Source organism: Mesorhizobium sp. BR1-1-15 (assembly GCF_020165475.1).
GTDB lineage: Bacteria > Pseudomonadota > Alphaproteobacteria > Rhizobiales > Rhizobiaceae > Mesorhizobium.
Genome location: NZ_JAIUIF010000002.1, coordinates 316,846 through 341,525, shown reverse-complemented (window position 1 = coordinate 341,525; position 24,680 = coordinate 316,846). Strand labels below are relative to the sequence as shown.

The following is a 24,680-nucleotide window of genomic DNA, read 5'->3' as shown; positions in this document are numbered from 1 at the left end:
ACCCCGCGATGCTGCATCCCAGGCCCAAGGCGGAACACCAACCGATCCCACTGAGAGGAACAACGGGCCGGGTCGGCGGTTATCCGTTAGCCTTTCCGATTCCACGACCCATCAGGATAGCCGAGTTCTGACGGCGGAAAGCGACGCAACTCGCGACAAAGGGGCCACATGAGGCACCCGTTCATATCGGAGACATGAGATGGAACCGCGCAAGAAGCAACGATCCGAACAACGGGACGAAACTGAAGTCCCGGCAATCCAGCAGGCGGACTGGGATGCAATCAAGGGCGGCAGGGTTCTTCCAGACAAGGTGTCCGACAATGTCGACGCCGTCGTCGACGTCGAGAAGGAAGGCGACCTGCCGGAGGAGGACGATGACAACGCCTACCAGAACAGCGACGAGGCATTGCCCGATGACGAAGAGGAAGGTGCCATATCGCGCGATCTGGCCAGGCGAGCCGGGCCTTTTGACGAGCCCTGACCCCAAGGGCGCCGACACTGATCTTGCTGGCGCCCGGCAACCATCGAGTGGCCGATGGTGTCAGGGCAACGGGCACTCTGTGCCGCCACGAAAATCTCTTCACTTTCCGACGCCGCGATACTGCCTTTCCTTCAGCACGCTGGCCAGATGGGCCGCATTCGAAGCCGTCATTTCGATCATCTCGACCACGGCTTCCGGCGTTCCGGGCAGGTCGACATAGTTGACGTCGCCCATAGCCTGCCCAACCCAATACACGCCGCCATTGGCAGGAATCGTGAAGCCGACGTCGTTTAGCGCCTGAAAGCACGCCGCGTGACAGGCGTGAGCGCCGTCTTCATTGCCGACGATCGCCACGATCGCGACCTTGCCGGCGGCCGGCATCCGGCCTTGTTTGTCGGTCTCCGATAGAAACGCATCCATGCGCTCCAGGATGCGCTTGGCGACACTCGACGGCTGGCCGAGCCAGATGGGCAGGCCCAGCACGAAGATGTCGGCGTCGAGGATCTTCCTGCGGAGCTGCGGCCAACCGTCTCCCTCGCCCATGTCCGACAGCACGCCGGGTTTGACGTCATGGTCGAGGGCGCGAACAATCTCGCCGCGGACCCCATGCGGCACCATTGCCGCCAGCAGATCCGCCAGCAGGCGGTCCGTGGACGATTTCTCGGCGTCGTCGGAGGCCTTCAAGGTGCAATTGAGCGCAAAGGCGGTGAGCGGCATGGAAAGATCTCCCGAGTGCGTTCTGTGCCAAACGCAGCGGGACGTCGTGGGTTGCCTGAACCCGACAAGAAGCTTCACCTTCCACCTAGGGAACCATCGAACGCTCCGCGGTGTTGGAGAACGAGCCCGTTGCGTGAGTCGTCCCCGCTATGACCATGCCGCTTCATCCAACCTTGACCGACCTAGCCCTGCGCCTGGCTCTTGCTTTTGTTGCCGGCGTGATCATCGGAATGAACAGGGAAGCCCGCGGCCACACCGCCGGGCTCAGAACAACCATCCTAGTCGGCCTGGCGGCCGCGATCGCGATGATGCAGGCCAATATCCTGCTCGAGGTGGGCGGCAAGGGCCCCGATTCGTTCAGTGTGATGGACGTGCTCCGTTTTCCGCTGGGCGTGCTGACGGGTGTCGGTTTCATTGGCGGCGGAGCCATTCTCCGCCGCGGCGATTTCGTGACGGGTGTCACCACGGCCGCCACCTTGTGGGTCATGACCGCAATCGGCCTCGCCTTCGGCGGCGGGCAACTGGCACTTGGCACAGCGGGGACGGTTTTGACGTTGATAACGCTTCAGGTGCTGAAGCAGGTCGATCTGTGGGTCCCACGAACCCATCATGCGATCCTGGCGATCTCGTCGGCGAACGGCGTTCCGCCTGACCTCGACGCGCTGGTTCAACCGCTGGGCTATCGCTGGCGCTTTCTCGGAATGCAGCACGACATCGAGCGCGGCCGGTTCGTATTCTCCTTCGAGCTGAGCTGGAAACAGCCCGACGCGGCCAAACCCTCCGTCGAGATACTGGCGCGGATCAGTCCGCGCTACGACATCGAACGGTTTGACGCGATCAGCGATAAAGGTCCCCGACCATAGGCAGGGCAGCGATGCGTCCTCGTCCCTGCCTTGGATTCGACCGGAGCCGGAACAAATCCGGACTTCGCGCTTTGAACACGCAACACTGTTCGAGGCGATGGCTTGCTGTCCCTGTCGCGCGTCATCCCGATCGACCCTCCTCGAACAAGGAAGGAAGATATCATGAACAAGGCAATCATCATCCTGGCGGCACTCACTCTGGCTTTGCCTGCCCATGCTCAGTCCCAAAACGCACCCCTTCCCCCGGACGCACCGGCACCGGAAGCCGTGCCAGGTCAGACCGGCCCCGACCAGGGCATCACCGGACAGACATTCACCAACATAGCCATCGTCGCATTGGCGGACTTGCCACCCGACCTCAAGGCCAAGGTCGAGACCGTGGTTGCCCAGACCAGTCAGGAAGACCTTCACGTCCTGCAGCGTTCGGTCAGCGCATCGCCGGAAGCCTCCTCGGCCCTGGCCGCGAATGGGCTTGACGCCTCCGAAGTGGTGGCCGCCAACATCGACGGCGACGGCACGCTGACGCTGATCATCCAGACCACGACCTGACGGCGTGGGGGCAGAACCCGGTGCTTCGGCGGATGTCCCATTCCCGGTGCCAGGCGGCAAAGTCGAAGGAGGGCGTCATGACTGACGCGACGGTCCGCAATTTCACGATAAACTTCGGGCCGCAGCACCCTGCGGCGCATGGCGTCCTGCGGCTGGTGCTCGAACTCGACGGCGAAGTCGTCGAACGCGTCGATCCGCATATCGGGCTGCTGCATCGAGGCACGGAGAAGTTGATCGAGTACAAGAACTACCTGCAGGCCCTGCCCTATTTCGACAGGCTCGACTATGTGGCGCCGATGAATCAGGAGCACGCCTTCTGCCTGGCGGCGGAGAAGCTGCTCGGGATCTCGGTTCCACAGCGCGGCCAGCTCATCCGCGTGCTGTATTGCGAGATCGGCCGGCTGCTGTCCCATCTGCTCAATGTCACCACGCAGGCGATGGATATCGGCGCCCTCACGCCGCCGCTCTGGGGTTTCGCCGAACGCGAGAAACTGATGGTGTTTTATGAACGGGCATCGGGCGCCCGCATGCATGCCAACTATTTCAGGATCGGCGGCGTACATCAGGATCTTCCCCCGGACCTGTTGGACGATATCTGGGATTTCTGCGATCCGTTCCTCAAGGTCTGCGACAATCTCGAAGAACTGCTCACCGAAAACCGCATATTCAAGCAGCGCAATGTCGACGTCGGCGTCATCGGTCTCGACGATGCCTGGGCTTGGGGATTTTCGGGCGTAATGGTGCGTGGGTCGGGCGCGGCATGGGATTTGCGCAAGGCGCAGCCTTACGAATGCTACCCGCAGATGGATTTCGATATTCCCATCGGCAAGAACGGCGACTGCTATGACCGCTACCTCGTACGAATGGAGGAGATGCGCCAGTCGGTCCGGATCATGAGGCAATGTCTTGACAAGCTACGGTCGCCGCAAGGCCAAGGACCGGTCGCAATTCCCAACCGGAAGATCACGCCGCCACGCCGCGCGGAGATGAAACGCTCCATGGAAGCGACCATTCACCATTTCAAGCTTTACACGGAAGGCCATCACGTGCCCGAGGGCGAGGTCTATGCCGCCGTCGAGGCGCCGAAAGGCGAGTTCGGCGTCTATCTGGTTTCGGATGGGGGCAATGTTCCTTACCGGTGCAAGATTCGCGCGCCGTCCTTCGCACATCTGCAGGCGATGGACTATCTGTCCCGGGGGCACATGATCGCCGACGTCTCGGCGATCATCGGCTCCCTCGACATCGTCTTTGGAGAGATCGATCGCTGAACCGCCGTCGCCGCCCGCGGGACGCGGGCAGCGCTCTCGCAATGTCATCGATGGTCAGTGTGCCGTCTGCGAATGCGCGCCGCCTGCCTGTGAGATGCCGTTCAGCGCTTCGCCGGCTCGTGCTGCCTCGCCGTTTTTCGTGAGATCGCCAAGCGAGATGATGCCAACCAGCCGTTTTTCACGGCTGATCACCGGCAGCCGTCTAACCTGAAGGTCCCCCATCTGCTGGAGCACGTCCTCGATCTCCTCGTCGTCGTAACAGTACCTGATCTCGGCACTCATCACTTCGCGTATCCGCGTATCCGGGCCCCTACCCTGGGCGACGCCACGGACGGCGATGTCGCGATCAGTGATCATTCCGACCAGCCGGTCGTCCTCGCCTACGGGCAGAGCGCCGGCATCGAGGCTGGCCATGGCGGCGGCGGCCTCCCGCAGGGTCTGGTCCGGACTGGCGACCTGAACGCCTTGCGTCATGCAGTTGCCAACTTTCATGATGTTCTCCTTTGGTTGAAGCGCCCCTTGCCGTTGCTGCGATGGAAACACGATGGGGGGACAATGGCGCCGGCCCAAGACGTTCCATTGCCACGGGATCGGGATCTCATGCGTCGCACGTTCAGACGACGCGGCTGCCGGCATGCATCGGCGATTCTTCGTTCTCGTCGGGATTGGGCAGAGGCGTCTCGTCCGGGAGTTGTTCCGGATCAGGCTCCTCGATCGGTTCGGGCTTCCAGGTCGGCGCCGGCATCGGCACGTCGCGATTGGGATCTGGTTTTCCTGGGTTTGGCATCGGGATCACCTCCCTTCATTCGGGACGCAACTCCTGGCCGGCGTCATTTGTTCCATCGCCAATTCGCGGTCGCCTCCGGCCTTGCCGCCACGGATCGAGACGGCGCGCTGCCGATCGGATCCGCCGGTCGACTTCAGCCCCGTCTTTCGGAACCGGACGGTTTTCCAATCCGTTGTCTCGGCATCGATCGAGGAGAAAGACGATGGCTGGTGACGAGAGAATTTCCGGCAGCAACTTGCCCCAAGTCGCGGTCGACAGTGAACAGGTCCGGCAACTGGTGGCGACAGCCGATCTGCCGTCCAATCAGGCACGCGAGCTCGTGCGCCGTCACGGCAACGATCCGCACAAGCTCGAAGAACTGGCAAAATCTATCAAAGCGGTAAGCTGACCGTCGGGACGGCGTCCGACTCCGTCAGATTTCAAGCAAGGCATAGGGTCGGCCGGTCGGTTTGGAAACGTGCATGGCGACGTTGTAGACCCTCGCCCCGCCGGGCGTGCGGCCCTCATAGCTTCCCCGATGCGCATGGCCGTGCACGACAGCACTGACCTGGAACCGGTCGATCGTTTCCGCCAGCCGCGACGAGCCCAGAAACGGAAATATCTCCAGGGGTTCGCCGGCGATGGTCTCGACGATCGGAGCGTAGTGCAAAATGACAAGCGTGCGTTTTGCGCGAACCTGGCGCATCGCGTTCTCAAGCCGCATGGCCTCGCTGACGCTCTCGGCGACCATCGACTTGATGGCCGGCTCGCCGAAGGAGCCGAGCATGCGTGAACCGAACCCCCCGACGAACCCTTTCACGCCGACAAAACCGACCTCCTCTATTTCGGTCGTCTGCCCGTCGAGGAGATGGACGCCCGCTTGACGCAGGATTTCCGCGACGTCCTCGACCGCGCCGGATTCATAATCATGGTTGCCGAGCACGCCGACCACCGGGATAGAGCAGGCGCGCAGGTCTTCGGCGAGGATCTCGGCTTCGCGGGGCTTGCCCAGATTGGTCAGATCGCCTGGAAGAACGAGGATATCGGCCTCGCGCGACATTTCGCCGAAGAGATCGCGATACGATGTCTGGGCGTCCTCCTTCACATGCAGGTCGCCAACGGCCGCCACCTTGATCGTGGCGGTGCCCTCCATCGCCGGAGCGTCTTCGGTCCGTTCAGCCATCACGAAATTCTCCTGTACCGCCGACGCCGGCGAAGCCCCATTCCTTGACGTCGATTTCGTAGTCGGTCTGCGAAAGCAGGCGCCCGCGGCAGATCTTCATTCTGGGGGAAGGCAATTGGCGCTGCTTGGCAAGGCGGTCGAGCAGTTCGTCAAGCAGCCATGTGGGGATGCGGTCGCGCTCGCTCGGATAGATCCATCTGAAACTGAGAATCTGCATCAGCAGCACTTCCCAGTGGACTTCCAGGTAGGAGAGCAGCCTGTGCCAGTCGATCTGGTCCTGCGCCTTGAGGATCGTATGGGCGATGTCCGCCCCGTCATGACGCCCTCGGTCCTGGATGAAGCATTTGGACCATATGAGCTCGGTCGGGCCGACGATCCTCACCCGGCTTCCCAGCAGTTCGGTTTGGCGGGCATGCTCCATCCACTGGTCGCTTACCGGCATCGTTCCATTCGCCGAGGCGAATATGATGTCGAAGAAATGCGTGCCCTTGAAGACCTTTCCAAGCCACCGGTCGTCCTCGATTTCGACCGCGTAGCCGAGCTGCTTGAAATGGGCCAGGATGCGCGAGAAGTCGCCTGCCTTGCAGAAGATATCGAGATCCTTGGTCTGACGGATGACGCCGGTGTAGGCGCTTACCGCGTAGGTTCCGGCGACAAGGAAAGGAATGTCGGTGGCGGCGAGTTCGCGAATGGCTTCGGTATAGAACACCTCCGCCTCGGCGTTCTTGAGCGTCGGGGCGGCCTTTGCGTCGATCGCGGGAAGGGATGCCGGAACAGTTCCCGGCAACGGATCGTTGATCATGGCACGCATGGCTCCCACACATCGGCAACCGATTGATCGCCCGCGTTGTTAACAGCGGGAACCCTGCCTGGTTCCGCCATGGTCGCGTTGCGGCCTGAAGGAAATCGGGCGCGACGGGCAAAATTACCCGCAGAGTCCTGGGTTTCAATATGGTTGCATGGGCCGTTTCCCTGCATGGAACCATCGCCATTCGGCATCGTTAGCCCGGACAGCCGAAGCTGCCTTCGGGCGATCGGGGTGTCTGGTTTCAAGCGCAGACGATATCCAGGATGTATGTTCTTGTCCTAGCGACAGACTATGACGGCACGCTCGCCGAAGACGGGGTCGTCTCCGATGCGACCTATGCTGCGCTCGAACGGCTGAAGCAGACGGGCCGCAAGCTGATCATGGTGACCGGCCGCGAGCTTGCCGATCTCGAGCGGGTCTTTCCGGCACTCGACATCTTCGACAGGGTGGTCGCCGAAAACGGCGCGTTGATCTATACGCCCGCTTCGAAGAAGGAGCGGCTTTTGGCGCCGGCGCCCCCGGCTGAATTCGTCGACCGGCTGAAGCGTCGCGGGGTCGCGCCCCTGTCGGTCGGACGCTGCGTCGTGGCCACCTGGGAACCACAGGAAACCGCCGTGCTGTCGGAGATCAAGGAGCTTGGACTTGAGCTCGAGATCATCTTCAACTAGGGCGCGGTGATGGTGCTGCCAAGCGGGGTCAACAAGGCCACCGGCCTTGCCTGCGCACTCGAGGAATTGGGGTTTTCCGCCCACAACGTCGTCGGTGTCGGCGATGCCGAGAACGACCATGCATTCCTGCGCGCCGTCGGCTTCGGCGTCGCCGTAGCCAACGCATTGCCGACCGTTAAGGAGACGGCGGATTTCGTCACAGCCAGCCCTCGAGGTGCCGGCGTGGTGGAACTGATCGAACAGCTCATATCGCGCGATGCCGGCTTCGTGGAGACGGCTCGCCAACATGTGGAAGTGGGAACCGACATATCGGGCGCGCAGGTGCACCTTTCACCGCATGGCGGCGGCGTGCTGCTGGCCGGCACATCCGGTATCGGCAAATCCACGCTTGCCACCGCGTTGACCGAGCGCTTTGTCGAGAAGGGTTTTCAGTTTTGCGTTCTCGACCCCGAAGGCGACTATCAGGAACTCGAGAATGTGGTGGTGGTTGGCGACGCCAAGACCCCGCCGATCTCGCGTGAGGTCTTCGATCTTCTGTCCAAGCCAACCAACAATGTCGCTGTCAACATGCTGGGGCTGAAGACCGCCGAACGGCCCGGCAATTTTGCCAAGCTGCTGCCGGACATGGCCAGCATTCGCGCGCGCACCGGCCGACCGCATTGGCTGATCATCGATGAGGCGCATCATCTCTTGCCCCAGGCCCGTGACGGCGCGTCTTTCGCGCTGCCCAAGAGCCTCCCCGCGACCATCCTGATCACCGTGCACCCCGATCTGGTTTCGCGCGACGTCCTGGCTGGCGTCGAAACCGTCCTGGCGCTTGGACCGGAAGCCGACAAGATCGTCGCAAGCTTCTGTGCCGCCACCGGCATCGACGTCCCCGACGGCGCCGTGCCGCCGCCAAAGGACGAAGTCCTGTTTTGGAAACGATCATCGGGCGAGCCGATCAGGACGGTCAAGGTCGAACGGCCCCGCCAGGTTCGCAAGCGGCACATGCGCAAATATGCCGAGGGCGACCTTGGCGACAACAGCTTCTATTTCCGGGGGCCGGACGGAGCGCTTAACCTGAAAGCGCAGAACCTGATGATGTTCCTTCACATCGCAGAAGGCATCGACGATCGCACCTGGGAACATCACCTGCGCGCCGGCGACTATTCGAAATGGTTCCGCAGCAAGATCAAGGACAAGAACCTCGCCGACGAGGTGGCGGACATAGAAACGGATACCGGCACGGACATGCAGGAGAGCCGCGCGGCCATCGCCGAGGCCATTGGCCGCCGTTACACTGCTCCCGCGGACTGACCTTGAGCCGGGGTAGACACAAGCCCATCCCGATTCCTCGGGATGGACCTCTCTCATGTCATGATACGGAGCGAGCGTCAGCCCGCCTGGCTGAAATGCCTAGCGGTTTTTGTGGCTCTGTTGGCCCGCTCTTACATGTTGTTCGTGCGAGCCGCCCCGCATGTTGGAGCTGTCGCCCTGTTGCCGCTCATTGTTACCTGCGGCCTGTTGCTGCTGGCGGTTCTTGTTTTCCGTGTTCTTGTGGCTCTGCTGGCCCGCCTTCACATGTTGCTCGTGGCTACCACCTTGATTGGGCATGGTAATTCTCCTTTCAATCCAACTTCGAGACGACGGTCGTCTCCCCCGGAGAATGCAGATTTCGGCGCCGACGTTCCCTCACGTAATATTTCGTGACATCCTGCCAAAGGGACGAAGGCGGACCGAGCTTGATGCCGACCGGCGGGAGAGCGACATGCCTGAAGCAGCGATCATCACCCCGAGGGTGTGACGCGCCACACTGTGTTTCCGACATCGTCCGCGATCAGCAGCGCTCCGGTTTTGTCGATGGCAACGCCGACCGGCCGACCACGCGCCTCCTCCTGGTCGTTGAGGAAACCTGTGACGACGTCTTGAGCCATGCCGCTGGGGCGGCCACCGCTGAACGGCACGAAGACGACTTTGTAGCCATTCAGCCCGGGACGGTCCCAGCTGCCGTGCTCGCCGACAAAGGCGCCGCCCCGATATATCTGCGGCAGGCTGGTTCCGGTGTAGAAAGCCATGCCCAACGGTGCCACATGCGAACTCAGCGCATAATCGGGAACGATCGCCTTGGCGACCAGATCCGGGCGCTGCGGCATTACCCGGGGATCGACATGCTGGCCGTAATAGCTGTACGGCCAGCCGTAGAAGCCGCCGTCCTTCACCGATGTCATGTAGTCCGGCACTAGATTTGGTCCGAGTTCATCGCGCTCGTTGACGACGGTCCAGAGTGCTCCCGTCTGCGGCTCGAAGCTCAAGCCGTTCGGATTGCGCAATCCGCTGGCAAAAATGCGCGATCGTCCGGTGGCCCTGTCCACCTGCCAGATTGCGGCGCGGTCCTTTTCCGCGCCGATGCCGTTTTCGGTGATGTTGCTGTTCGAACCGACGCCGACATAGAGCAACGACCCGTCCGGACTGGCGGCGAGGCTTTTGGTCCAATGATGATCGATCGGACCGCCCGGCAATTCCGTTAACCTGACGCCCGGCGCGGTGATCTTGGTGTCGCCTGGCCTGTAGGGATAGCGCATGATCGCGTCGGTGTTGGCAACGTAGAGGTCGTTTCCCACCAGGGCGACGCCGAAGGGCGAATTCAGGTGATCGAGGAACACATCCCGGACGTCAGGCACGCCGTCGCCATTGCTGTCACGCAGCAAGGTGATGCGGTTGCTCCGTCCCGTATCGCCGCCCGAGGTGACAAGCGATTCGATTAGGCCCATCACGATATCCTTCGGCCGTTTGGCTGGCGGTTCCGGCGGGGCCTTCGATTCGACGACCAGCACATCGCCGTTCGGCAGGATGTAGAGCGAGCGCGGATGCTGAAGCCCGGTCGCCAGCGCATGGATCTGCAGGCCCTGCGCTACCGTCGGCGTTTCATCCTTCTTCCAGCCGACCACGGATGCAAGATGCATCGGCGGGAACAGATATTGCTTTATCTCCGGCAAATTCGGGTTGGGGCCTATCTGAGTGCTTGGGTCGGCGGCATCGTTGCTGCAGCCCGCGGCGCCGAGCGTCGCAAAGCAAAGGAACGCAAGCCCTGTACCATAAGCGCGTCGCTTGCCGGATCGATCAAACGGTTTCATCGGCCACTCCCACGTGGTGGCGGTAGACAAGGGCCCAGCCCAGCCAGCCGGTGAATATCAGGATGAGTACCACCAGCGCCGACAGGATAAGGCCTGTCGGCATCACCGAGGTCCAGGCATCACGGGTATGTATGAGCATGTTGAAGAAGGACAGTATGACCGCCACCGCATTGCCCAGCATGTGCAGCCACGCGGTTTTATGTGCGCGCACCCGGCGATCGCCCAGGAAGTCGGTGAAGCCGGCAATGGCGGCTAGGACGCCGACGATCACCCCGACCGTCAGCAGCCAGGCGGAGAAATTCGCCCACATCATCTCCGCCGTCCGCCAGTAGTTCAGGTCCGTCAGCAATGCGCCGACGAAGCAGGCGATGGGAATGGGCACGAGCATCGGATGGATGGGATGGCCGGCGATGCTGGCCGTGGAAGCCGGATTCTCCCTTGCCATGAGGAAGTCCTTCCATATCAACTCTTGGTTGGCCCATAAACAATCCCCAAGGCCGGAGGTTCCTGCCTGATGGTCCCGGCGGGTCGCCGCGGACCGAGTTCAGCGGTCAGATCGGCACGATCGCCAGCACCTGGCGGGCGATGATCAATTCTTCGTTAGTGGCGATTGCGTAAACATCGACCGCGCTGCCCTCGCCGGTGATCCGCCCTTTTCCCGACCGGTTTGCATTCGCGTCGAGCAACACGTCCAGCCATCGCAGGCGCTCGCAAACCGCTTCACGGATCTGCCAGGAATGCTCTCCGATCCCTCCCGTGAACACCAGCGCCTCGATACCCTGGAGCGTGGCTCCCATCGCCGCGATCTCGCGGGCGATCCGAAACGTGAAGAGATCGATCGCCTCCGCCGCACGAGGATCCTTGCTGCCAAGCAAGGTCCGCACATCTGCCGACACTCCCGAAACGCCGAGCAGGCCGGACTTGTGATAGAGCAAGGTCTCCAACTCTTTCACGGACATGCCGCGCGCCTGCTGAAGGTAGAGAAGCACGCCGGGGTCGATGGCGCCCGGCCGCGTGGCCATCATCAACCCGTCAAGCGCGGTGAACCCCATGGTGGTGTCGAGACTTCTGCCTTCGCGCATGGCGCACAGGCTGCATCCGCTGCCGAGATGCGCGACCACGCAACGCTTGCCCCGGAGTCCGGGCGAAAGCGCCTGCAGCTGGCCTGCGACGAATTCGTAGGAAAGGCCGTGGAAGCCGTAACGGCGGATCCCGCTTTCCTCGAACTCGCGCGGCAGCGCATAGCGGTTGACGGGCGGCTCCAGCGTGCGGTGAAAGGCGGTGTCGAAGCAACCGATCTGGGGTAGGCCGGGCAGCAGTTTGGAGATCGCACGAACCGGCGCCAGGCCGGCCGGCTGGTGGAGCGGTGCCATCGGCGTCAGCGCGTCGAGCGCCTCGACGATCTCGCCGGTCAGCAGGACCGGAGTCGAAAACCGCTTGCCACCATGGACGATGCGATGGCCGACCGCGCTCAGCGGAGCCTGCGCAAGATACGGATCGAGGACATCGAACAAGTCCCGCAGGAGAACCTCTACGGGCGGGCTTGCGGGCTTGACGGCGCGTTTGAAGATGGATTTGCCCGACGCGTCCTTGGCGACGAGGCTTGGCTCGTCATCCAAGTCTTCGCACGCACCGCTCACCGTGAGCACCGGCCCCTCCTGTGATCCGGCTTCGAACAGGCCGAACTTCAGGCTGGACGAGCCTGCATTGAGGGCGAGTATTGCGCTGGTCACGAGCGGCACTCCCCGGCGGGCACAGCCTTAACCATCCGCCGCGCCCGCTTTGTCGCGCCAGGCCCAGTTCCGGATCTCGGGCATGTCCTCGCCATGTTCGCGAACATAGCGCGTGTGCTCGTTCAGGCCGTCGGCAAATCGGGCCCTCGCATCGGCTGCCCTGGCGCTCAGCCCCGGCACCCGGTCGATCGCCTCGATGGCTAGGTGAAAACGGTCCAGTTCGTTGAGCACCGCCATGTCGAAGGGCGTGGTCGTCGTGCCCTCTTCTTTGTAGCCGCGAACGTGGAAGTTGTCGTGATTGGCCCGTTTGTAGGTCAGCCGGTGAATGAGATAGGGATAGCCGTGGTAGGCGAAGACCACCGGTCTGCCGGTCGTGAACAGCCTGTCGAATTCCGCGTCCGCCAGGCCGTGGGGGTGCTGCTCCTTGGGTTGCAGCGCCATCAGGTCCATTACATTGACGACGCGTATCGCGAGATCCGGTATCGCCTGGCGAAGAAGGTCGACAGCGGCGAGCGTCTCCAGCGTCGGCACGTCTCCCGCGCAGGCCATCACCACGTCGGGATCCTCCCCTCCACGCTCGGTTCCCGCCCAATCCCAGATCCCGATGCCGGCCTCGCAATGACGTATGGCGTCGTCCATCGGCAGCCACTGGGAAGCCGGCTGCTTGCCGGCAACGATCACGTTGACCCGATTGTAGGTTCGCAGGCAGTGATCCGTGACCCAGAGCAGCGTATTGGCATCCGGCGGGAAGTAGATGCGCACGATGTCCGCCTTCTTGTTGGCGACGAGATCGACGAAGCCGGGATCCTGGTGGCTGAAACCATTGTGGTCCTGCCTCCACACATGGGAGGTCAACAGATAGTTGAGCGACGCGATCGGCCGCCGCCAGACAAGTTCACGCGAGACCTTCAGCCATTTGGCGTGCTGGTTGAACATGGAATCGACTATGTGGATGAACGCCTCGTAGCATGAGAAGAGGCCGTGCCGGCCGGTCAGCAGGTATCCTTCCAGCCAGCCTTGGCAAAGATGTTCGCTCAGCACCTCCATGACGCGGCCGTCGCGCGCCAGATGCTCGTCATAAGGCTCGATCTTTTCCATCCAGACGCGCTCGGTCGCGTCGAAGACCGCATCCAGCCTGTTGGACGATGTCTCGTCCGGTCCCATGAGCCTGAAATTGCGGGCATCGGCATTCAGCCGTATGACCTCCTCCATGAACGCTCCCATGAGCTTCGTCGCCTCGGCCCTTGCGCCGCCGGGTTTCGGGACCGCGACCCCGAAGTGGCGGAAATCCGGCAATCGCAACTCCTGCTTGAGCATCCCTCCATTGGCATGTGGATTGCTGCCCATGCGCCGCTCGCCGTCCGGCGCCAGGGCCTGTAGCTCGTTTCGAAACCTGCCCGCTTCATCGAAAAGCGTCTCGGGCCGATAGCCGCGCATCCAATTTTCCAGAGCTGCGAGATGGCCTGCATCGTTTCGCGGGTCGGTGATCGGCACCTGGTGCGCGCGCCAGAAACCCTCGACCTTCTTGCCATCCAGCTCCTTCGGGCCGGTCCAGCCCTTCGGGCTTCTCAGCACGATCATCGGCCAGCGGGGCCGATGATCCACTCTGCCGGTCTCGCGCGCTTCCTTCTGGATTTCATCGATCCGATCGAAGACAGTATCGAGCGTTTCGGCCATCAGCCGGTGCATCGCCCGCGGTTCGTCGCCTTCGACGAAAAAAGGTTCATAGCCATATCCAGCCAGCAAGCTTCGCAACTCCTGCGCGTCGATCCGGGCGAGCACCGTCGGATTCGCGATCTTGTAGCCGTTGAGATGAAGGATCGGCAGGACAGCGCCGTCATGGACCGGATTGAGGAATTTGTTCGAATGCCAGGAGGCTGCCAGCGCCCCCGTTTCCGCCTCGCCGTCGCCGATCACGCAGGCCACGACGAGGTCCGGGTTGTCAAACGCGGCGCCATAGGCGTGAGCCATCGCATAGCCGAGTTCGCCGCCCTCATGGATCGACCCCGGCGTTTCCGCGGCGGCATGGCTCGGGATGCCGCCCGGAAAGGAGAATTGGCGAAAGAGCTTGCGCAGCCCATCCTCGTCGCGACTGACCTCGGGATAGATTTCGCTGTAGGTCCCTTCGAGATAGGTATTGGCGACCATCCCCGGTCCACCATGGCCTGGGCCGCAAATGTAGATCACGTCGGCATCACGCTGCCTGATGATGCGATTGAGATGGACGTAGATGAAATTCAGCCCGGGCGTGGTCCCCCAGTGGCCAAGCAGGCGAGGTTTGATGTGCTCCGGCCGCAACGGCTCCTTCAGCAGCGGATTGTCGATCAGATAGATCTGTCCGACCGACAGAAAATTCGCCGCCCGCCAATAACGGTCGATGAGATCGAGCTCTCCTTGTTCAGGCCGGCTACGCATTGCCCGCACGAGTTTCTCCTTGGCAAAGCTGGTTGAAATACGATGCGTGCCGCCCGCATTGAATAATCCGACAGCGAAGTCGAGGTTCCCATCAAATGCGAGCCGCCCCCCACAGCCGGCCGGGGAAATCTTGCCTCAGCCGCGGATTTCACCATCTAAAGGCGATGCCATCGCCCCGATCCAGCAATCCCACGGACCCTCGCCAGGACGACCTCTTTGGTGCGCCCGACAGCTTGCCGGAAGGATTTCGTTACCTGCCCGAACTGATCACGCCGGCGCAGGAAGCTGAACTGGTGCGGGAGCTCGAGAGCCTGTCCTTCCAGCCATTCGATTTCCACGGCTATCTCGCGAACAGACGCGTGGCAGGCTTCGGCCTGCGCTACGACTATGAGCGGCGCCAGGTGATGGAGGCGCCGCCCATACCAGGTTTCTTGCTGCCCTTGAGGGACAAGGTAGCCGGCTTTGCCGGCCTGCCTGCCACCGATTTCGTGCAGGTCCTGATCAACGAATATCGACCGGGCGCCGGCATCGGATGGCATAGCGACAAGCCGCACTTCGGCATTGTCGCCGGAGTGTCGCTGTTGGCTGCTTGCAGTTTCCGCCTGCGCCGCAGGAACGGTGCGAAATGGGACCGCGAAACCGTCACGGTCGAGCCGAGGTCCGCATATCTGATGGCTGGGGCCGCCCGGACCGAGTGGGAGCACAGCATACCGCCGGTGAAAGAGCATCGCTATTCGATCACGTTGCGGACGCTCCGGCCGTTGTGATCGTCGGACAGCGACTGCGACAGCCGGTGCAGCATCTCGCGTGAACTGCCGAAGCGAAGAAATTTCGGCCCGGCATGAAACTTTCCCTGCCACCGATGGTTTTGCCGACGGGTTTTGCGGGTGAGCGATTCGATTGAGGAGGCGGCGATGAGCGCTACCGGACTCGAGATTTTCGACAAGACCACCCACACCACCAACGTCTGGCTGGACGAGATCATGGCCGACCACGGACAGGATCGCCAGTTCGCTTGGCACCTGCTCGGCGTCGTCCTGCGCACCGTCAGGGACCGGCTGCCGGTCGACATGGCTTCGCATCTTGGAGCGCAGTTGCCGCTGCTCGTGCGCGGCACCTACTATGAGCAGTTCGAGCCGTCACGCCTGCCGCAAAAGAGCCGTTCTCTTGAAGAGTTTCTCGGCCCCGTTGAGCAGGGCATGAACGATACGCGTCCCGTCGACCCGAAAGCCGCGGTTCAATCGGTCTTCAAGGTCCTCTTTCATCATATCGACCCTGGTCAGATCAGAAAGGTCCGCGCCTCGCTGCCTGAGGACGTACGGCAGCTCTGTCCCGATCCCGATACGAAACACTGAACCTCCTCTCGGTTCGAGAGGGCGGCGTGCTCAATAAAGGAAATCCGCCATGCCCAATGCCGCCGAAATCCTCGTCGACACGCTGATCAACTGGAAAGTGGAGGTCGTCTTCGGCCTGCCGGGCGACGGCATAAACGGCATCATGGAGGCGTTGCGCACCCGTCAGGACCGCATCCGGTTCGTCCAGGTCAGGCACGAAGAATCTGCCGCCTTCATGGCGTGCGCCTATGCCAAATGGACCGGCAGGTTGGGCGTCTGCCTGGCCACCTCGGGACCGGGGGGCACACACCTCCTTACCGGCCTCTATGACGCCAAGCTCGACCAGGCTCCCGTGCTTGCCATCACCGGCATGCAGTTCCACGACCTTATCGAGACTTTTACGCAGCAGGACGTCGACCTGACCCGCGCCTTCAACGACGTCGCGATCTTCAACGCGCAGGTCTCCGATGCCGCCCATATGGAAAACCTGGCCAGTCTCGCCTGCCGCTCGGCTCTTGCCCGGCGCGGCGTCGCCCATCTGTCGATTGCCAGCGATGTACAGGAAAACGAGTTGCCCGAGGCAGACCGCTCGAAGCGAAACCGGCCCTCGCACACCCCCGATCGATGGTTCGAAGGCAGCCGGCTTCCGGCTGCCGACCAGCTCGACCAGGCGGTTGAGATTCTCAATGCGGCGAAAAAAGTCGCTATCCTGGCCGGGCGCGGCGCACTCGGCGCACGCGAAGAACTCGAACGCGCGTCGGACCTGCTGGCGGCGCCCGTCGCCAAGGCGCTGCTCGGCAAAGCCGTGCTCCCTGATGACCATCCGAATACGACTGGCGGCATCGGCATTCTCGGCACCCGCGCCTCGCAGGATGCGCTGAGCGAATGCGACGCCCTGCTGATTGTCGGATCGACGTTCCCCTACATCGAATACTATCCCGAACCCGGCAAGGCGCGCGGCGTCCAGATCGACCGTGACGCGCAGAGGATCGGCCTGCGCTACCCCGTCGAGGCAGGGCTCGTAGGCGATGCCGCCGACACCTTGCGTCTTCTCAACGAACGCCTCGAGCGCAAGAGCGACCGCTCCTTCCTGGAAAAGGCGCGGCAGGAAATGACCCGCTGGCGCGATGCAATGGCATTATCCGAAGCCAAGCCGGATGTGCCGCTGAAGCCGCAACTCGTGGTCAAGGCATTCGGCAGGCGTATGCCCGAGAACGCGATCCTGGCAGCCGATTCAGGACAGAATACCGAGATGGCTGCCAGGCACATCGACATGAAGGCCGGACAGGCATTCGGGGTTTCTGGAGCGCTCGCCTCTATGGCCTGCGGCCTTCCCTATGCGATTGCCGCCGGCATTGCCTTTCCGGGGCGGCCTATCTTCACAGTGGTTGGCGATGGTGGGCTTGCCATGCAACTCGGCGAATTCTCGACCGCGGTACGGCACGGCATTCCCCTCAAGGTCCTCGTGCTCAAGAACGGCATGCTGAACCAGATCGCCTGGGAGCAGATGATGTTCCTTGGCAATCCGCAATTCGGCTGCGAGCTGCAGCCCATCGATTTCGCCATGGCCGCCGAGGCCATGGGCGGCATCGGCTACAGCGTCTCGCGGCCGGAAGAGGTCGAGGGCGTGCTTGAGGCGGCCTTCGCCACGCAGGGACCGGTGATCATCGAGGCCGTCGTGGACGCCTATGAGCCAATGATGCCGCCCAGGATGCCGCCAGATTATGCGAGGAATTTCCGCAAGGCGCTGCCGGACACGCCTGGACACGACCAGATCGAGGACAATGTCGGCGAGGAACCGCTGAAGTCCATGATGAGCGAAGTTTCCGAGGAAGCGTAGGCACAGCCGATCTCGCCCCACGTCCGCGACGGATGGCGACGTGCGCGGCGACACTGCATAGGGATACTTCTGCCGAGTCCGTGCGATCGGTATCGGCGCCCCGACCATCGCGGAAGTCTCGGGCCATGTACCGCTTCGGGGCAGATCCTGCTGTTGCAAGAGTGAAAGGGTCGTGCGGCAGAACTACCGCAAGCCACTGTTCTTGCATGGCAACTTAGCATCAAAAAATTTTTGGGACCCCTCTTGAAGAGATTTCTGGCCGTTCCCAGATCGTTTCGCGTCGAGGCTTCGGCTCGATGAAAAAGGCGTCGCGACACCTGCGGCGTCCCATGTTGCTTTTCGGAGGATATGGATATGAGAAGCGTGGATTTTGCACCCCTTTACCGCACGACGGTCGGCTTCGACCGTCTTTTCGACATGCTCGACAGCAGCATTCGCTCGGACTGGCCTCCCTACAACATTGAAAAGAAGAATGAGAACAATTACCGCATCACCATGGCGGTAGCAGGCTACGACCTGGACGAGCTCGAACTCGTGCAGAATGGCGCCGAACTGTGCGTTACCGGACGCAAGAAGCCAGATCCAGAACAGCGGCAAGTTCTCCACCAAGGCCTTGCGATAGGTAATTTCAGACAGGCCTTCAGGCTGGCCGACCACGTAAGGGTGAAGGCTGCGACGCTGAACTGCGGTTTGCTCGCCATCGAGCTCGTGCGTGAGGTGCCCGAAGAACTCAAGCCGCGTCGCATCGAGATTGGCGTCCGCGACCCTGAAAATACAACGAAGTCGATAAGCCAGGATGTGTCGCGCAAGGCGGCATAGAATGTCGCAACAACCTGCGGTCCGCCTCCCGGCAACGCCGGGAAGCCAAGATTGCGGAGAACGGAGATGACAAGCGAAGCTGATATCTTTCTTCAAGCCGGCACAAGAAAACCGACCCGCATCGACGTCTCGCCGGTGCCGAAAAACCCCGGCGACGTTCTCAACTGCTCAACCATGAGCCTTGAGGCGAAGCGTGCCTTGCTTGCCTCATGGGCCTCGGACGCGCATGCGGTTGACGACGCTCCGTCGCTGCGCAGGCTGGATGACGGCTCGGTCATGAATGTGGATGAGATCCTTCGCGCGCTGAAGGCACTGGATGAGCGCGAGCAAGGGCATCCGCCGCACAGGGCGGCGTCTCGGTCCCAGCGGCGTTCTTTCGGCCGCTTCCGTCGAGGGAGTTGGTCCCGCTGGATCGCGGGCACCCGAGGTGAAGACGATGATGACGATCCACCTCCGAGCCCGGTCTGCGCGGCGATCCCGCCGAGGGCAGGCGGTGGCGGGGCATTTTCCCTGCCGGAACCTGAAGCAGCCTAGAGCAATCCCGGGAAAAGCGCATACCGCTTTTTCCCTGGAGATTACGTAGAAACAAACAGTTAGAGCAGTTCGGCGTCTCGTGAAACGATGAACTGCCCCAATGAAGGGGTTGGGGCCAACCCCTCAAAAGCATCCAGCCAATGGAGGAAGTTCATGAATGACAAAATGTTCGAGCAGCCTGTTCTGGTGAAAGAACGGGGATTTCATGATCGAGGAAGTAGCGTGCCTCGAAGATGCATTCGAGTTTCTGCAGAATTGGCCCCGGAACCGCAGAGGCCCGATTTTCGAAACCGCCCTGCGCGCGTGTCAACGCGCCTATGACGGCCATGTCCCAGCCTCGCTGGCACGCGATGCTTTTGCCGGCTTTGCGCGCTCGGCCAGGATCCTTGAAGACGTCTAGACCTCCATACCCTGGATGGCGGGGATCAAGACGGGCAGAGGCGGCATTTCCGCCTGAGGAGAACGTTCGCCGAACCTTCGGTTTCAAGTATGTCAGGTTCCGAGCAAAGTCATGGAGAGCGCCTAATTCCGTAGGTCGTGCCGCCGGCAGGGCGCGGTGACCGGTGCTAACGCCGGTCACCATGCTTGGCGGTGCCGGTCAGCGGAACATCGAGCCGCCATCAACGTCGAGCGCCGCGCCATAGACGAAGCTCGCGGCGTCCGAGCAAAGAAATAGGATCGCGGCGGCCATGTCGTCGGGCCGGCCCATGCGGCGCATCGGCAAATTGGCCGCGATGCGGTCCTTGAGAGCCTGGTCGATATGGGAATGCATCGGCGAATCGGTCGGCCCCGGATTGAGGGCGTTGATGCGCACCTTCTTTCCCGCCAATTCGCGCGCAACCGACTTCACCAGCGACAGCGTGCCGGCCTTGGACGCCGCATAGGCGGTGTCGGCGATGAGCCCGCCGCCGCCATGCACACCGGCGTCGGAGGCCACGCACACGATATTCCCCCCGCCGGCATTGCCTTGCATGCGCTGCACCGCCCCCTGGACGGTGAAGAAGGTGCCCAGCAGATTGACGCCGAGGACGCGCTGCCAGTGCGCCCAATCCTGCTCCGCGATTCTCTTGGCAGTAATGATCGCCGCGCAGGTCACGACGTTGTCGAGCCGCGCCAGCTTGGCGTCGCAATAGTCGAACATGCGCGCGATGCTGTCGGGGTCGCCCATGTCGGCCACCACCTTGTGCGGTGGTGTCCCGGCCGTTCCGCTCAATTCGTCATGGCGCTTCGCCAACCCCTCGGTATCGCGGTCGCACATCACGACCTCGGCGCCCTTGGAGAGAAAGGCACGGGCGGTCTCGAAACCCATGCCGCTCGCGGCACCGGTCACCAGCACGGTCTTGCCGGCAAAACTGTCCTGGGCAAACGTCGGATAGGGATCGATCATGATGTCTCCGTGAACAGTAAGGGTTGGCCGGCGGCAAGGTTTGGCACGGCGTGTTCAGGCCTTCAGGTGCAGCGTCACGAGCACGCTGCACTCCGCGCCGCTGTCGAAACGCGCCGCGACGCGCAGCCAGTTGCCAAAATGGCTAAGCCGCGCCATTGCCATGCCGTCGCGCTCGGCCGGCATGACAAACTCGGTGCCTTCGCGCAGCCAGTGCATTCCATCCGGCGAGATCTCGATCCACGCCGTTGCCGCAGGGCCGACAGGTTGCTTCAACGCGCGCACGAAGAAGATCGCCTCGCGCGCCCATCCTGCCTCGTAAGGCTCGCTGGCGGCCTCGCCGCGCCAGCGCTCGTTGCGCGAGACGACCGCGGTGATGTTCTCGGGCAGCATCAGAAGTCTCCGGAAATGCAGATGGAATCGACATAGAGGAAGGCCCGTTTGGCAACGTCGGTTTCAGCGAAGAGGCCGAAATTGAGCATGCACCACAGGTTCTTCATCGCCGGAATGCGGATCGAATCGAATCCCGAGAGATCGAAGCTGCGATCGTTGCAGCGCAGCCCGAGCGCCGTCATCGATTCCAGATCGAAATCGAAGCACAGATAAGTCCAGTTCACCTTGGTGGGGATCTCGTTGTAGCACAGGCGCTGCGATCCGCCGGGAAGGTCGAGCCATCCCTCCGGCGACAGGTGATAGTGGCTGATCGTCTTGTCGTCGCTGCCGATCGGGATGATCTTCTCGGTCTCGCGCTTGTATTGCCATTTTTGCAAGTGCTGGCCGTCGAGCGCGTTCAAAAAGCGCAGATGCGGCATGACCCGATCGCTGTTGCCATCCTGATCTCCGCCCTGCAGGTCGAACAGGAAGCCGACGGAGCGCACATCGGTTTCGGAAAGCTTCAGCGCATTGGCTTCGGGCTTGAAGGTGAAATACATTTCGAAGCGGATCGGTCCGCGCTTCCTGAATGTGTGGCGTTTGATGGCGACGTTGCGGGCTCCCGGCAGGGGACGTGTCGCAACCTTCAACGCATAGGATGAATCCATCCCCCCGTGTGAGCCGGCGTCCCAGTGCGCGAGCGTCGACAGCATGGCGCTGGTATGCTGCGCGTAGCCCGGCAGCATGGTGTCCAGATCGTCCTCATAGTTGCCGACAAGCTGCGACCAGCCGCAATGGCCGCCCGCGAAATCGTCGAACGACAATATCCGCGGCAGCGGGTCGAAGCGGCTGAGCGCGGGGTCCGCGCGCAACAACGCCAGCCGCATCGCCTCGGCGAGGTCAGCGCCCTGGTTTGGAACCTGGTTCTTCATCTCGGCCTCATCCGGCTTTCAGTTTCTTGACGGCGTCCCAGTCGATCTCGATGCCGAGCCCGGGTTTCTGCGGGACGTCGAGCGTGCCGTTCTTCTGCCTGACGCAACCGGGCGCGAGATCGGCCAGGCTGGCCTTGAACGGGCTGGCGTCGCACTCGCACTCCATGACGCCAAAGTTCGGCATCGCGGCTGACAGATGGACGCTTGCGGTCTCGCAGACGATGCCCGACATGCCGATATGCGGCGCGTAGCGGACATCATGCGCCGCGGCGTAGTCGGCCATGCGACGCGTCTCGGAGATGCCGCCCGCGCGCGCCACGTCGGGCTGCAGCACGGACAGCGTCCGGTTGGCGATCAGGCGCTGCGCCTGGTCCAACGTGAAATTGCTCTCGCCCGCGGCCAGCGGCACGTCGCAGCGCCGGCGCAGTTCCTCGTAGCCCTGCTCGTTTTCCGGTTGCAGCGGCTCCTCGAACCAGAAATAGCCGTTTGCCGAAAGCGCACGACCTACCTCGACCGCCTCGTCCAGATTGTAGGCCCAGTTCGCATCGACGCAGAGCCCGATCGCATCGCCGGCGCGCTTGCGGATGCGCTCGATCCGTTTGCAGGCTTCGCGCACGGGCCGCGCCATCTTAACCTTGATGCGCGTAAAGCCCTCGCCGAGATAACGATCGAGTTCAGCGTCGGCGGCATCGTCGTCGACCCAGTTGACCGCGGCGGCATAGACGTCGATGCGGTCGCGTCCGACACCGCCGAGAAGCTTCGCGATCGGCTGTCCGGTCGCCTTGCCCAATATATCCCATAGCGCGATGTCCACGCCGGCGATGGCCTCGATCAGCACGCCGCCCGCCCTGCCCGAAAGCGCGCGGCGCATGGACTGCCATAGGGCGCCGATGTTGCGCGCGTCCTGGCCGAGCAGGCGCGGCTTGAGCGAGCTTTCGATCAGCTCGACATAAGCCTTGGGCGAGAACCGCGCCAGGGTTTCGCCTACGCCGACAATGCCCTCGCTCGTGCGCACTTCGACCAGGACCAGCGAGACCTTTTCATAGACGCCCCAGGACGTGACCGTGGGCCGGGGCAATGTCTGGCTGAGGGGATGGGCAATCACCTCGGCAATCTTCAGCGGCCCCGCCGCGATTGGATCGCTCACGTGCATCGGCTCCAGATTTCTCCCTTGGTCCTCTCGCACCGCCTTCATAGCTTTCACTTGTAAACTTAGCAACCAAAAAACTTAGTTGCTATGTTTGGGAAAACCGTGCTAGTGAGCTCGGAAAGGATTCCGAATGCCCCTGGACGAAGCACGCAAGCCGATTTTCTCCGCGAAACTCGCGAGCCCTTCCCGCCTCGCGGACGGCGTCTCGGATGCGATCGCCGCGGCGTTGTTCGACGGACGCATCGCGCCTGGCGAAGCGCTGCCGCCGGAAGGCGAGATCGCCCGGGAATTCGGCGTCTCCAAGCCCATCGCACGCGAGGCGCTGCGCCAGTTGACCAGCGCCGGCCTCGTTTCGACCCAGCAAGGAAAAGTTGCCCGCGCCAAGGCACTTAGCGGCGAGCCGATGGAGCGCATCTACGCCTATGCGGTCCGTTCGAGCCTGACGCGGCTTCAGGAAGCCAACGAGATGCGCCGCGTCATCGAGGTTGGCATAGCCAGGCTGGCCGCCGAGCGCCGCGATCCGCGCGGCCTGGAAATGATGCGCCAGGCCGTGCTCGACATGCACGCCGGCATCGGGAGGCCTGGCGATTTCACGCAAGCCGACATTCTGTTCCACCTCGGCCTCGCGACGGCCACGGGCAACTCCATGATCCGTATTCAGATGGAAGGGATGCGGTCTGTCCAACGCGAGGTTTCGGAACTGTTCTCCCAGCGCTCCAACCGCACGGAAACGGATTGGCGGGCCACCGTCGAACGGCACCAGGCGATCTACGACGCGATCATGGCGGGCGACACCGATCTCGCGGACCGGCGCATTCACGAGCATTTCGACGCGGCCGACATCGCCTCGTTCGAGGTGGCCGGCAAGCTCGGGGAGCCGTCGCCGTGAGCAAGGACCGTTTTTCCCTTGCCGGACGGCGGGCGCTGGTGACCGGCGCCAGCTCCGGCATCGGGCGCGCGGTTGCGATCGCCCTGGCGCAGCATGGCGCCAGCGTCGCGCTGCATCACTTCGGTGACGCCGCCGGCGCGCGCGAAACGGCTGCCGCTATCGGCCCGGGCACCGCGGTTCTCGAGGCCGATTTCACCGATAGCAAGTCAATGTCGGCCTTTACCGATGAAGCCGCCGGCGCCGGGCCCATCGACATCCTCGTCTCGAACGGCGCGATCGAGCGGCGCCGTGCATGGAGCGAGATCGACGAAGCGCATATCCAGGCCCATGTGGCGGCAAACTTCACGGCCCTGCTTACCCTGGCCACGCGGCTCGTTCCCGCCATGGCCAAGCGCGGATGGGGACGCGTGGTCGCGACCGGCAGCGTGATGGCGAGGCGTCCGCGCGCGGAAACAATCGTCTATGCTTCGCTGAAGGCGGCGCAACTTACGGCGGTGCGCGCCATGGCACGCGAGGTTGCGCCGCATGGCGTCACCATGAATGTGGTATCGCCCGGCGCGATCGAGACGGAGGCAACCGCCGAGCGCTACCGGGACGCAGCCTTCCGCCAAGCGGTCGCGGCGAAGATTCCCGCCGGCCGCCACGGCCAGGCCGACGACCTCGTCGGCGCCTTCGTTTTTCTGTGCAGCGACGCCGCCCGCTACGTCACCGGGGCTGACCTGCCCGTCGACGGCGGCTGGACGATCGGCGACGCGCCCAGCGCGCTGCCGGGGACAACAGCATGACAAGTCGCCGCCGCCTGCCGGCCCGTTCGTTGCGCGCCCGCAGTTGTTGATTGGACCATCGGCGTTTCGGGAGG

27 protein-coding genes and 1 pseudogene are annotated in these 24,680 nt (G+C 62.7%); 14 read left to right on the top strand and 14 right to left on the bottom strand.

All coding sequences use genetic code 11. From position 1 onward, the window contains the following. Positions 1–199 precede the first annotated feature (199 nt). On the top strand, positions 200–481 hold the full coding sequence (locus LB541_RS05295; RefSeq protein WP_140658499.1) for a hypothetical protein: 282 nt from the start codon (positions 200–202) through the stop codon (positions 479–481). A gap of 99 nt (positions 482–580) precedes the next feature. Here the strand turns inward: LB541_RS05295 and LB541_RS05290 are convergent, their stop codons facing one another. Next, entirely contained in the window at positions 581–1,198 is a 618-nt protein-coding gene (locus tag LB541_RS05290) for a flavodoxin family protein (protein ID WP_140522254.1), read from the bottom strand. A 149-nt stretch (positions 1,199–1,347) separates the two neighbouring features. Between LB541_RS05290 and LB541_RS05285 the strand changes: the two genes are divergently transcribed. From LB541_RS05285 to LB541_RS05275, 3 genes are all read left to right on the top strand, one after another. After that, positions 1,348–2,061 (top strand): MgtC/SapB family protein, encoded by a 714-nt coding sequence (locus LB541_RS05285; protein WP_224618017.1) that lies wholly within the window; start codon positions 1,348–1,350, stop codon positions 2,059–2,061. A gap of 162 nt (positions 2,062–2,223) precedes the next feature. Further along, a complete protein-coding gene (locus LB541_RS05280) occupies positions 2,224–2,610 on the top strand; it encodes a hypothetical protein (protein WP_140658501.1) in 387 nt (128 codons plus the stop codon). A 77-nt stretch (positions 2,611–2,687) separates the two neighbouring features. Beyond that, positions 2,688–3,878, top strand: coding sequence for an NADH-quinone oxidoreductase subunit D (locus LB541_RS05275; protein WP_140658503.1), 1,191 nt, complete (start codon positions 2,688–2,690; stop codon positions 3,876–3,878). A gap of 54 nt (positions 3,879–3,932) precedes the next feature. On the opposite strand, the gene LB541_RS05270 is transcribed toward LB541_RS05275, so the two are convergent. Together LB541_RS05270 and LB541_RS05265 are read right to left on the bottom strand one after the other, a co-directional pair. Further along, positions 3,933–4,370, bottom strand: a complete 438-nt coding sequence (locus tag LB541_RS05270) for a CBS domain-containing protein (protein ID WP_140496149.1) — start codon at positions 4,368–4,370, stop codon at positions 3,933–3,935. Between the two features lie 121 nt (positions 4,371–4,491). Further along, positions 4,492–4,665 carry a hypothetical protein gene (locus tag LB541_RS05265; RefSeq protein ID WP_140496150.1) on the bottom strand — a complete coding sequence of 58 codons (174 nt, stop codon included), beginning with the start codon at positions 4,663–4,665 and terminating at the stop codon, positions 4,492–4,494. A gap of 202 nt (positions 4,666–4,867) precedes the next feature. On the opposite strand from LB541_RS05265, the gene LB541_RS05260 reads away from it, so the two are divergent. After that, a complete protein-coding gene (locus tag LB541_RS05260; protein ID WP_140496151.1) occupies positions 4,868–5,053 on the top strand; it encodes a hypothetical protein in 186 nt (61 codons plus the stop codon). A 24-nt stretch (positions 5,054–5,077) separates the two neighbouring features. Here LB541_RS05260 and LB541_RS05255 read toward each other — a convergent pair whose 3' ends face one another. Beyond that, positions 5,078–5,827 (bottom strand): metallophosphoesterase, encoded by a 750-nt coding sequence (locus tag LB541_RS05255; protein ID WP_140496152.1) that lies wholly within the window; start codon positions 5,825–5,827, stop codon positions 5,078–5,080. Then, positions 5,820–6,629, bottom strand: a complete 810-nt coding sequence (locus tag LB541_RS05250) for a nucleotidyltransferase family protein (protein ID WP_140496153.1) — start codon at positions 6,627–6,629, stop codon at positions 5,820–5,822. The genes LB541_RS05255 and LB541_RS05250 overlap by 8 nt, the downstream gene beginning before the upstream one ends. Positions 6,630–6,898: 269 nt before the next feature. Between LB541_RS05250 and LB541_RS05245 the strand changes: the two are divergent. Continuing rightward, positions 6,899–8,602: pseudogene (locus LB541_RS05245) on the top strand (HAD family hydrolase). Between the two features lie 99 nt (positions 8,603–8,701). Here the strand turns inward: LB541_RS05245 and LB541_RS05240 are convergent. The 5 genes from LB541_RS05240 to LB541_RS05220 form a co-directional block, all read right to left on the bottom strand. Next, the gene (locus LB541_RS05240; protein WP_224618016.1) at positions 8,702–8,899 is read right to left on the bottom strand and encodes a hypothetical protein; all 198 of its coding nucleotides are present in this window, start codon (positions 8,897–8,899) and stop codon (positions 8,702–8,704) included. 173 nt (positions 8,900–9,072) lie between these two features. After that, positions 9,073–10,419 carry a PQQ-dependent sugar dehydrogenase gene (locus LB541_RS05235; protein WP_140632644.1) on the bottom strand — a complete coding sequence of 449 codons (1,347 nt, stop codon included), beginning with the start codon at positions 10,417–10,419 and terminating at the stop codon, positions 9,073–9,075. Further along, positions 10,406–10,864: a DUF2231 domain-containing protein gene (locus tag LB541_RS05230; RefSeq protein ID WP_140632641.1), complete on the bottom strand. Its 459-nt coding sequence runs from the start codon at positions 10,862–10,864 to the stop codon at positions 10,406–10,408. Before LB541_RS05230 ends, LB541_RS05235 begins: the two co-directional genes overlap by 14 nt. A 106-nt stretch (positions 10,865–10,970) precedes the next feature. Further along, on the bottom strand, positions 10,971–12,161 hold the full coding sequence (locus tag LB541_RS05225; protein WP_318012597.1) for an acetate/propionate family kinase: 1,191 nt from the start codon (positions 12,159–12,161) through the stop codon (positions 10,971–10,973). An 18-nt stretch (positions 12,162–12,179) separates the two neighbouring features. Continuing rightward, on the bottom strand, positions 12,180–14,567 hold the full coding sequence (locus LB541_RS05220; RefSeq protein WP_140671498.1) for a phosphoketolase: 2,388 nt from the start codon (positions 14,565–14,567) through the stop codon (positions 12,180–12,182). 164 nt (positions 14,568–14,731) lie between these two features. Between LB541_RS05220 and LB541_RS05215 the strand changes: the two genes are divergently transcribed. The 6 genes from LB541_RS05215 to LB541_RS28605 all read left to right on the top strand — a co-directional run bounded on the left by LB541_RS05215 (position 14,732) and on the right by LB541_RS28605 (position 19,494). Further along, complete coding sequence (locus LB541_RS05215; RefSeq protein WP_140560360.1) at positions 14,732–15,334, top strand: alpha-ketoglutarate-dependent dioxygenase AlkB; 603 nt, start codon at positions 14,732–14,734, stop codon at positions 15,332–15,334. A gap of 147 nt (positions 15,335–15,481) precedes the next feature. Beyond that, a complete protein-coding gene (locus LB541_RS05210) occupies positions 15,482–15,922 on the top strand; it encodes a DUF2267 domain-containing protein (RefSeq protein WP_140560359.1) in 441 nt (146 codons plus the stop codon). Between the two features lie 49 nt (positions 15,923–15,971). Beyond that, complete coding sequence (locus LB541_RS05205) at positions 15,972–17,741, top strand: thiamine pyrophosphate-dependent enzyme (RefSeq protein ID WP_224618015.1); 1,770 nt, start codon at positions 15,972–15,974, stop codon at positions 17,739–17,741. A gap of 354 nt (positions 17,742–18,095) precedes the next feature. Further along, complete coding sequence (locus LB541_RS05200; RefSeq protein ID WP_140496161.1) at positions 18,096–18,560, top strand: Hsp20 family protein; 465 nt, start codon at positions 18,096–18,098, stop codon at positions 18,558–18,560. Positions 18,561–18,626: 66 nt separating this feature from the next. Then, positions 18,627–19,094 carry a hypothetical protein gene (locus tag LB541_RS05195; protein WP_140496162.1) on the top strand — a complete coding sequence of 156 codons (468 nt, stop codon included), beginning with the start codon at positions 18,627–18,629 and terminating at the stop codon, positions 19,092–19,094. A 247-nt stretch (positions 19,095–19,341) separates the two neighbouring features. Further along, entirely contained in the window at positions 19,342–19,494 is a 153-nt protein-coding gene (locus LB541_RS28605; protein WP_318012598.1) for a DUF982 domain-containing protein, read from the top strand. A gap of 198 nt (positions 19,495–19,692) precedes the next feature. On the opposite strand, the gene LB541_RS05185 is transcribed toward LB541_RS28605, so the two are convergent. From LB541_RS05185 to LB541_RS05170, 4 genes are all read right to left on the bottom strand, one after another. Beyond that, a complete protein-coding gene (locus tag LB541_RS05185) occupies positions 19,693–20,403 on the bottom strand; it encodes an SDR family NAD(P)-dependent oxidoreductase (RefSeq protein WP_246673091.1) in 711 nt (236 codons plus the stop codon). Between the two features lie 132 nt (positions 20,404–20,535). Further along, a complete protein-coding gene (locus LB541_RS05180; protein ID WP_140496164.1) occupies positions 20,536–20,871 on the bottom strand; it encodes a hypothetical protein in 336 nt (111 codons plus the stop codon). Further along, positions 20,871–21,737, bottom strand: coding sequence for a DUF6772 family protein (locus tag LB541_RS05175; RefSeq protein ID WP_224618059.1), 867 nt, complete (start codon positions 21,735–21,737; stop codon positions 20,871–20,873). Before LB541_RS05175 ends, LB541_RS05180 begins: the two co-directional genes overlap by 1 nt. Before the next feature lie 52 nt (positions 21,738–21,789). Beyond that, entirely contained in the window at positions 21,790–22,929 is a 1,140-nt protein-coding gene (locus LB541_RS05170; protein ID WP_224518899.1) for a mandelate racemase/muconate lactonizing enzyme family protein, read from the bottom strand. Between the two features lie 133 nt (positions 22,930–23,062). On the opposite strand from LB541_RS05170, the gene LB541_RS05165 reads away from it, so the two are divergent. Continuing rightward, positions 23,063–23,821: a FadR/GntR family transcriptional regulator gene (locus LB541_RS05165; protein WP_140496166.1), complete on the top strand. Its 759-nt coding sequence runs from the start codon at positions 23,063–23,065 to the stop codon at positions 23,819–23,821. Further along, complete coding sequence (locus tag LB541_RS05160) at positions 23,818–24,606, top strand: SDR family NAD(P)-dependent oxidoreductase (RefSeq protein WP_140496167.1); 789 nt, start codon at positions 23,818–23,820, stop codon at positions 24,604–24,606. Before LB541_RS05165 ends, LB541_RS05160 begins: the two co-directional genes overlap by 4 nt. Positions 24,607–24,680: the final 74 nt, after the last annotated feature.

Bases quoted from the DNA above. Each gene is read 5' to 3' on its own strand.
- LB541_RS05295 (WP_140658499.1), top strand. From the start codon at position 200: ATGGAACCGCGCAAGAAGCAACGATCCGAACAACGGGACGAAACTGAA.
- LB541_RS05290 (WP_140522254.1), bottom strand. From the start codon at position 1,198: ATGCCGCTCACCGCCTTTGCGCTCAATTGCACCTTGAAGGCCTCCGAC.
- LB541_RS05285 (WP_224618017.1), top strand. From the start codon at position 1,348: ATGACCATGCCGCTTCATCCAACCTTGACCGACCTAGCCCTGCGCCTG.
- LB541_RS05280 (WP_140658501.1), top strand. From the start codon at position 2,224: ATGAACAAGGCAATCATCATCCTGGCGGCACTCACTCTGGCTTTGCCT.
- LB541_RS05275 (WP_140658503.1), top strand. From the start codon at position 2,688: ATGACTGACGCGACGGTCCGCAATTTCACGATAAACTTCGGGCCGCAG.
- LB541_RS05270 (WP_140496149.1), bottom strand. From the start codon at position 4,370: ATGAAAGTTGGCAACTGCATGACGCAAGGCGTTCAGGTCGCCAGTCCG.
- LB541_RS05265 (WP_140496150.1), bottom strand. From the start codon at position 4,665: ATGCCAAACCCAGGAAAACCAGATCCCAATCGCGACGTGCCGATGCCG.
- LB541_RS05260 (WP_140496151.1), top strand. From the start codon at position 4,868: ATGGCTGGTGACGAGAGAATTTCCGGCAGCAACTTGCCCCAAGTCGCG.
- LB541_RS05255 (WP_140496152.1), bottom strand. From the start codon at position 5,827: ATGGCTGAACGGACCGAAGACGCTCCGGCGATGGAGGGCACCGCCACG.
- LB541_RS05250 (WP_140496153.1), bottom strand. From the start codon at position 6,629: ATGATCAACGATCCGTTGCCGGGAACTGTTCCGGCATCCCTTCCCGCG.
- LB541_RS05240 (WP_224618016.1), bottom strand. From the start codon at position 8,899: ATGCCCAATCAAGGTGGTAGCCACGAGCAACATGTGAAGGCGGGCCAG.
- LB541_RS05235 (WP_140632644.1), bottom strand. From the start codon at position 10,419: ATGAAACCGTTTGATCGATCCGGCAAGCGACGCGCTTATGGTACAGGG.
- LB541_RS05230 (WP_140632641.1), bottom strand. From the start codon at position 10,864: ATGGCAAGGGAGAATCCGGCTTCCACGGCCAGCATCGCCGGCCATCCC.
- LB541_RS05220 (WP_140671498.1), bottom strand. From the start codon at position 14,567: ATGCGTAGCCGGCCTGAACAAGGAGAGCTCGATCTCATCGACCGTTAT.
- LB541_RS05215 (WP_140560360.1), top strand. From the start codon at position 14,732: ATGCCATCGCCCCGATCCAGCAATCCCACGGACCCTCGCCAGGACGAC.
- LB541_RS05210 (WP_140560359.1), top strand. From the start codon at position 15,482: ATGAGCGCTACCGGACTCGAGATTTTCGACAAGACCACCCACACCACC.
- LB541_RS05205 (WP_224618015.1), top strand. From the start codon at position 15,972: ATGCCCAATGCCGCCGAAATCCTCGTCGACACGCTGATCAACTGGAAA.
- LB541_RS05200 (WP_140496161.1), top strand. From the start codon at position 18,096: ATGAGAAGCGTGGATTTTGCACCCCTTTACCGCACGACGGTCGGCTTC.
- LB541_RS05195 (WP_140496162.1), top strand. From the start codon at position 18,627: ATGACAAGCGAAGCTGATATCTTTCTTCAAGCCGGCACAAGAAAACCG.
- LB541_RS05185 (WP_246673091.1), bottom strand. From the start codon at position 20,403: ATGGGTTTCGAGACCGCCCGTGCCTTTCTCTCCAAGGGCGCCGAGGTC.
- LB541_RS05180 (WP_140496164.1), bottom strand. From the start codon at position 20,871: ATGCTGCCCGAGAACATCACCGCGGTCGTCTCGCGCAACGAGCGCTGG.
- LB541_RS05175 (WP_224618059.1), bottom strand. From the start codon at position 21,737: ATGCGGCTGGCGTTGTTGCGCGCGGACCCCGCGCTCAGCCGCTTCGAC.
- LB541_RS05165 (WP_140496166.1), top strand. From the start codon at position 23,063: ATGCCCCTGGACGAAGCACGCAAGCCGATTTTCTCCGCGAAACTCGCG.